This window comes from Angustibacter aerolatus, from assembly GCF_054776675.1.
Map to the genome: position 1 here is coordinate 58924 of NZ_BAAHBM010000012.1, position 6325 is coordinate 65248.

At 75.3% G+C, this 6325-nt stretch carries 7 protein-coding genes; 5 read left to right on the plus strand and 2 right to left on the minus strand.

Features of this window, described 5'->3' with window-relative positions; all coding sequences use genetic code 11:
* Positions 1-37 precede the first annotated feature (37 nt).
* From dop to prcA, 5 genes are read left to right on the plus strand one after another with little or no spacing between them, the layout of a single operon-like run.
* Positions 38-1555: a depupylase/deamidase Dop gene (gene dop / locus ACYVI6_RS05095; RefSeq protein WP_460445327.1), complete on the plus strand. Its 1518-nt coding sequence runs from the start codon at positions 38-40 to the stop codon at positions 1553-1555.
* A gap of 54 nt (positions 1556-1609) precedes the next feature.
* On the plus strand, positions 1610-1810 hold the full coding sequence (locus ACYVI6_RS05100) for a ubiquitin-like protein Pup (RefSeq protein ID WP_460445328.1): 201 nt from the start codon (positions 1610-1612) through the stop codon (positions 1808-1810).
* The gene (locus ACYVI6_RS05105) at positions 1807-2601 is read left to right on the plus strand and encodes an endonuclease VII domain-containing protein (protein WP_460445329.1); all 795 of its coding nucleotides are present in this window, start codon (positions 1807-1809) and stop codon (positions 2599-2601) included. Before ACYVI6_RS05100 ends, ACYVI6_RS05105 begins: the two co-directional genes overlap by 4 nt.
* 9 nt (positions 2602-2610) lie before the next feature.
* Positions 2611-3465 carry a proteasome subunit beta gene (prcB, locus tag ACYVI6_RS05110; RefSeq protein ID WP_460445330.1) on the plus strand — a complete coding sequence of 285 codons (855 nt, stop codon included), beginning with the start codon at positions 2611-2613 and terminating at the stop codon, positions 3463-3465.
* Positions 3462-4232 (plus strand): proteasome subunit alpha, encoded by a 771-nt coding sequence (gene prcA, locus ACYVI6_RS05115; RefSeq protein WP_460445331.1) that lies wholly within the window; start codon positions 3462-3464, stop codon positions 4230-4232. Before prcB ends, prcA begins: the two co-directional genes overlap by 4 nt.
* Here the strand turns inward: prcA and ACYVI6_RS05120 are convergent.
* Together ACYVI6_RS05120 and ACYVI6_RS05125 are read right to left on the minus strand one after the other, a co-directional pair.
* Positions 4216-5541, minus strand: a complete 1326-nt coding sequence (locus ACYVI6_RS05120; RefSeq protein WP_460445332.1) for a protein kinase family protein — start codon at positions 5539-5541, stop codon at positions 4216-4218. The two genes, prcA and ACYVI6_RS05120, sit on opposite strands and share 17 nt — an antisense overlap.
* The coding region (locus tag ACYVI6_RS05125; RefSeq protein WP_460445333.1) for a hypothetical protein at positions 5538-6325 on the minus strand (788 nt) is incomplete at its 5' end. The genes ACYVI6_RS05120 and ACYVI6_RS05125, both read right to left, overlap by 4 nt.

Genomic DNA, 6325 nt, shown 5'->3' on the forward strand with positions numbered 1-6325 from the left:
CGGGGCGGCGCCCGGCCCGGCACGTAGGCTCGGGCGGGTGAGCGTGCGACGCGTCATGGGCATCGAGACCGAGTACGGCGTCTCCCGGCCGGGCGAGCCCGAGGCCAACCCGATGCTCATGTCGGGGCAGGTGGTGAACGCCTACGCCCAGCCGCTCGGGCGCCGGGCCGGCCGTGCCCGCTGGGACTACGAGGACGAGGCCCCGCTGCGCGACGCGCGCGGCTTCGAGCTGTCGCGGCGCACCGCCGACCCCTCGCAGCTGACCGACGTGGACGACCCCACGCTGGCCAACGTCATCCTCACCAACGGCGCCCGGCTGTACGTCGACCACGCCCACCCGGAGTACTCCTCGCCCGAGGTCACCTCGCCGCGCGACGCCGTCCGGTGGGACAAGGCGGGGGAGCGGATCATGCTCGCGGCGGTGCGCGCCCTCGCCGACGCGCCCGGTCAGCAGCCGGTGAACCTCTACAAGAACAACACCGACGGCAAGGGCGCCTCCTACGGCACCCACGAGAACTACCTGATGAGCCGCGCGACGCCGTTCGCCGACATCGTGCGCCACCTGGTGCCGTTCTTCGTCAGCCGGCAGGTCGTCACCGGCGCCGGCAAGGTCGGCATCGGCACCGAGAGCGACACCGAGGGCTACCAGCTCAGCCAGCGCGCCGACTTCTTCGAGGTCGAGGTCGGGCTCGAGACCACGCTGAAGCGCCCCATCGTGAACACCCGCGACGAGCCGCACGCCGCCGCCGACCGCTACCGCCGGCTGCACGTCATCGTCGGCGACGCGAACCTCGCCGAGGTCGCCACGCTGCTCAAGCTCGGCACCACGTCCCTCGTGCTGGCCATGATCGAGGACCGGGCGCTGCACACCGACCTCGCGCTCGAGCGTCCCGTGCCCGCGCTGCAGGCGATCTCGCACGACCCGTCGCTGCGCACGACGGTCGCGCTGCGCGACGGCCGCCGGCTCACCGGCGTCCAGCTGCAGTGGGCCTACCTCGAGCAGGCCGCCGCGTGGGTCGACGACCGCTTCGGTGCGGACGCGGACGCCGACACCGTCGAGGTGCTGCAGCGCTGGGAGTCGGTGCTCACCCGGCTCGAGCGCGACCCGATGGAGTGCGCGCGCGAGCTCGACTGGGTCGCCAAGCTGGCGCTGCTGAACGGGTTCCGCGACCGCGAGGGCCTGCCCTGGGACGCTCCGCGGCTCGGCCTCATCGACCTGCAGTACAGCGACGTGCGCCCCGAGAAAGGGCTGTACCACCGGCTGCTGGCCCGCGACCGCATCGAGCGCGTGGTCACGGACGCCCAGGCCGCCGACGCCGTCGAGCAGCCGCCCGAGGACACCCGCGCCTACTTCCGCGGTCGCTGCCTGGCCAAGTACGGCCAGGACGTCGCCGCCGCGTCGTGGGACTCGGTGATCTTCGACCTCCCCGGCCGCGACTCCCTGCAGCGCGTGCCGATGCTCGAGCCCCTGCGCGGCGGCCGCGACAGCGTCGGCGACCTCATCGACGCCAGCGACACCGCGGCCGACCTGATGGCGGCGCTCGCCGCGCGCTGAGGTCGCTCGACGTAGGGTGGACGCAGGTCCCAGCAACACCTCTGGAGGTGGCCCGTGGCCGGTCAGGAGCAGACGCGTCCCCAGCGGCGCGAGGACGAGCCCGACGACGTCCCCGCCCCCGCGGCGCCCCAGGGCGCCGCGACCAAGGAGGGCCTCGACGACGACATCGACTCGGTGCTCGACGAGATCGACGAGGTCCTCGAGGCCAACGCAGAAGATTTTGTGCGCAGCTTTGTGCAGAAAGGGGGTCAATGACCGGTATGACCCCATCCGAACGGAAGGGCTGTCCTCGGTGCGCCGGAGACCTTCCCTTGTCGGACTTCGGGCGCAACTCCTCACGGCCGGACGGTCTGGCGGAGTTCTGCCGGCCGTGCTTCCGCGAGATCCGTGCCGCCTCCTACCGACGTCGTCGGGCCGCAGAGGGCAAGACGGTCCGCGAGGCGCGCGTCGCGCCGGCCGGGACCCAGTGGTGTCCGGACTGCAAGGACTTCCGGCCGCTCACGGACTTCGGTGCCAACCGCTCGACCGCGTCGGGGCTGGCCGCCTACTGCAAGCCGCATCAGCGCGACCGCGTCACCGAGAGCCGGCGGCGCGTCCACGGTGGCAGTCGGCACTACCACCTGAAGCGGCGGTACGGGATCTCGGCGGAGCAGGCCGACCAGACGCTCGAGGCACAGCTCGGCACGTGCCCGATCTGCCGCCGTTCGCTCGGTGAACGACCCCACGTCGATCACGACCACGTCAGCGGTGCGGTGAGGGGTCTGCTCTGCTTCACCTGCAACGCGGGTCTCGGCAACTTCGCCGACGACGTCGCCCGGCTGCGCCGCGCCATCGAGTACGTCGAGGGCACGCTGGAGGCGCCGTCGCCGGCTCCCGACGGGAGCCTCGTGACGGACCGGCGCTGGGCCCCACCCCACCCGAGGGCGGGCGAGCCGGCGAAGCAGCCGTGGACGCTGCCGGACGGGCGACCGACAGCCCCTGACGACGGAGGTCTTCTGGCACGCCTGCGAGCCGAGGCGAGGTCGGGTGTCGGGGCCGGCGGGTAGGGTCGCGACGTGACCTCATCGCCACCGTCTCGACTGCCTGACGCCTTCGTGGCGGCGGGGTCGTCGTCGTTCAGCGAGTTCCTGTCGTCGCACGACCCGAGCCTGCTGCCGGGGGGCCGGGCGCTGCCGCCGGGCGCCGTCCCCGACCTGCCGCACGGCACGACCATCGTCGCCGTCGAGTTCGACGGCGGCGTGGTGATGGCGGGTGACCGACGCGCGACGGCGGGGTCGATGATCGCGCACCGCGAGATCCAGAAGGTCTACGCCGCCGACGACTACTCGTGCGTCGGGATCGCCGGCACCGCCGGCCTGGCGATCGAGCTGGTGCGGCTGTTCCAGGTCGAGCTCGAGCACTACGAGAAGCTCGAGGGAACGCTGCTGTCGATGGAGGGCAAGGCGAACCGCCTGGCCACGATGGTGCGCGGCAACCTCGGACTGGCCATGCAGGGGCTCACGGTGGTGCCGCTGTTCGCCGGGTACGACGTGCGCGCCGGTCGCGGTCGCATCTACAGCTACGACCCCGCGGGCGGCTGCTACGCCGAGCGCGACCACCACAGCGTCGGGTCGGGCTCGCTGTTCGCGCGCGGGTCGCTGAAGAAGCTCTGGCGGCCGGGCCTCGACGCCGACGGCGCGGTGCGCGTCGTGGTCGAGGCGCTGTACGACGCCGCCGACGACGACAGCGCGACCGGCGGGCCCGACGTCGAGCGGCGCATCTGGCCGGTCGTCGCCGTGGTCGACGCCGAGGGGTACCGCCGGGTCGGTGACGACGCGCTGGGCGACGTGGTCGAGCGGGTGCTCGCCGGACGCCGCGGTGATCCGGGCGGCGCGAGCACCGACGTGCCGGGCGGGGGTGCCGCGCGATGAGCCAGCCGTTCTACGTCTCGCCCCAGCAGCTCATGCAGGACCGCGCCGACTACGCCCGGCGCGGCATCGCCCGCGGCCGCTCCGTCGTCGTGCTCGCGTACGACGGCGGCATCCTCTTCGTCGCCGAGAACCCGTCGCGCGCGCTGCACAAGGTGAGCGAGATCTACGACCGCATCGCGTTCGCCGCGGTCGGCAAGTACAACGAGTTCGAGAACCTGCGGGTCGCCGGCGTGCGCTACGCCGACCTGCGCGGCTACTCCTACGACCGCAGCGACGTCACGGCCCGCGGGCTGGCGAACGCCTACGCGCAGACGCTCGGCAGCGTCTTCACCCAGGAGTCGAAGCCGTACGAGGTCGAGATCGTGGTGGCCGAGGTCGGCAGCGTGCCCGATCGCGACCAGATCTACCGGCTCACGTACGACGGGTCGGTCGCCGACGAGCAGGGCTTCGTCGCGATGGGCGGCGCGGCCGAGCCGATCGCCACGGCGCTGAGCGAGCGCTGGCGCGCCGACCTGACCCTCGGCGAGGCGCTGGCCCTGGCGGTCGAGCTGCTCGCGGCCGACCCGGCCGGGGGCGACCCCCGCGAGCTCGGGCCGGAGCAGCTGGAGGTCGCCGTGCTCGACCGGCACCGCGAGCGGCGGCTGTTCCGCCGCGTCGAGGGCGCGCTGCTCGAGCGGCTGCTCAGCCCGAGCGACCCGACGACCGACGTCCCGCACGAGGACGAGCACCGGCCGGGCACGCACGACGTGCTCAGCGGCGAGGACTGAGGCGCCGACCGGCGCCAGCGAGGCCGTCACCGGCGTCGGCCACGAGCGGGTCGTGCAGCGCCTCGTGCAGCCCGGCCTCCAGCGCGCTGGCGAGGGCGTAGAGCCCGGGGTACCGCAGCGCCGGGTCGGGTGAGAGGGCCCGGCGCAGCGCGGCCTCGCCGGTCGGCCACGGCGGCGCGCCGCAGTCGGCCAGCACCGGCCGCTCGCCCATGGCCACGTCGGCCAGGAACCCGCGCCGGTCGGCCCGCTCGGGGATCGCCGGGCCGCAGGTGAGCAGCCGCCACGCGAGGGCGGCCACCGCGTGCTGCTCCGAACAGGCGTCGGCCTGCGGCACCGGCTCGCCCGACAGCAGCGCCCGCGCGGCCTCGGGGTCGAGGTACTCGCCGCCAGCAGCTCGCGGTGCGGTGCCCCAGGCGCCGTCGTCCAGGCGAGCCAGGCCGAGGTCGAGCAGCCGCACCCGCCACCCGCACCCGTCCGGTTCGACGCGGACGTTGCCGGGGTGCACGTCGGCGTGCACGACGCCGGCCGCGTGCAGCCGGGCGTAGGCGCGGGCGACGGCGACGACGAGCCGCCGCACCTGCAGCCGGGCCAGCGGACCGCCCGCCGCCTGCAGCCGCCAGGCCACCTGGTCGGGCGGCGCACCCGGCAGCCAGTCCGTCGCCAGCGCCCCGCTCGCCGCGCCCGGGTCGTCGGCCGCCGTCAGGCGCTCGAGCCGGCACCAGCGCAGCACCGGTGCCAGCCCCGGCGCCCGCTCGCGCAGCTCCCGCAGCACCGTGGCCTCGCGGGCCAGCAGGGACGAGCCGACCAGCCCGGCGTGCACCCACTTCACCGCGAGCGAGCCGTCACGGCTCGGGTCGGTGCCGGGCGCGACGTGCCGGGCCCGCCACACCTCGCCGTCGTGCAGGCAGCGCACCGGGTCGAGCAGCTCGGCGGGGCCGCACCGCTCGCCGGCCCGGTGCCGCGGCGCGTTCGCGCGCGCCGCCTCGCTGCCCTCGACGGCGAGCAGGTCGTTGCGGGCCAGCGCGACGAGCAGCTCGAACGCGTCGTCGGGCTGCGCCGAGGGGTCGGTGCCCGTCGTGCGCCCGACGTCGGCCACCGCGTCGGCGAGGGTGCCGGGGGTGCGCAGCCGCTCCAGCAGCGGCAGCGCCGCCACCGGCACCACCTTGGGCCGCACCCGCGAGCCCGCGCGCAGCACCACGACCTCGCCCGATGACAACCCCTCGCCGGCCAGCTCGTCGTCGACCGGCACCAGCTCGACGTCGGCCGGCAGCCGGTGCCGCCGGTGCGCCGCCCCGACGAGGGTGCTCACGCGGCGCTCCGGCGTCCCTCGAGGCGGCGGGGCACGCGCAGCGGCGGCCACCAGGTGGTGACGTCGAGCCCGAACGAGGCGATGGTCGACAGCGTGCGCGCCACGACGGCCTCGACGGCGCCGTGCGTCTGGTCGGCCGACCCGGCGCGAGCGGTCCGCTCGCTGCGGGCGGCGTGCAGCACCGCCGTGGCCACCGCCGTCGTCACCGCCGAGCGCCACGAGCCGTGCGAGGGGTCGGTGCCGCGCGAGACCGCGCCGGTGCGCCCGACCTGACCGGTGAAGGGGACGCCGCGCGCCGCCAGGCCGTCGACGTCCGCGGCGATCCGCTCGGCGACCTGCTGGGCGTGCTCCGGAGAGCGGTGGTAGAGCACGATCGCGTCGGGCCGCAGCACCCCCTGCGTGGTGGCGCCGACCTTCAGCGCCGGCACGTCGAGGGCGACGGCGGCGGCCAGCACGGCGTGCAGCGCGGCGAAGAGCTCCCCGGGCTCCGGGCTGACGTAGACCTTGTGCCGCAACGCGTCCCGCCCGGTCCAGGCGAGGTCGGCTCGCTCCATGGCGTGCCAGTGCGGGGTGCCGTGCCGGCGGTAGCGCTCGTCGAGGCCGGCCGACCGCACGGCGTCGCGCATCGCCAGCTCGACGTGCGAGGGGTGCCACAGCCGCACCCACCGCTCGGTCACCGGCGCCGACCCGGCGCGGTACAGCAGCGCGGCCAGCTCCTCGGCGCCGGCGCGCCCCGCGAGCGCGACACCGGCGGCCGCGCGCACCGCCCGTGCGGTGAGCACCG

Bases quoted from the DNA above. Each gene is read 5' to 3' on its own strand.
- ACYVI6_RS05105 (WP_460445329.1), top strand. From the start codon at position 1,807: ATGACCGGTATGACCCCATCCGAACGGAAGGGCTGTCCTCGGTGCGCC.
- prcA (WP_460445331.1), top strand. From the start codon at position 3,462: ATGAGCCAGCCGTTCTACGTCTCGCCCCAGCAGCTCATGCAGGACCGC.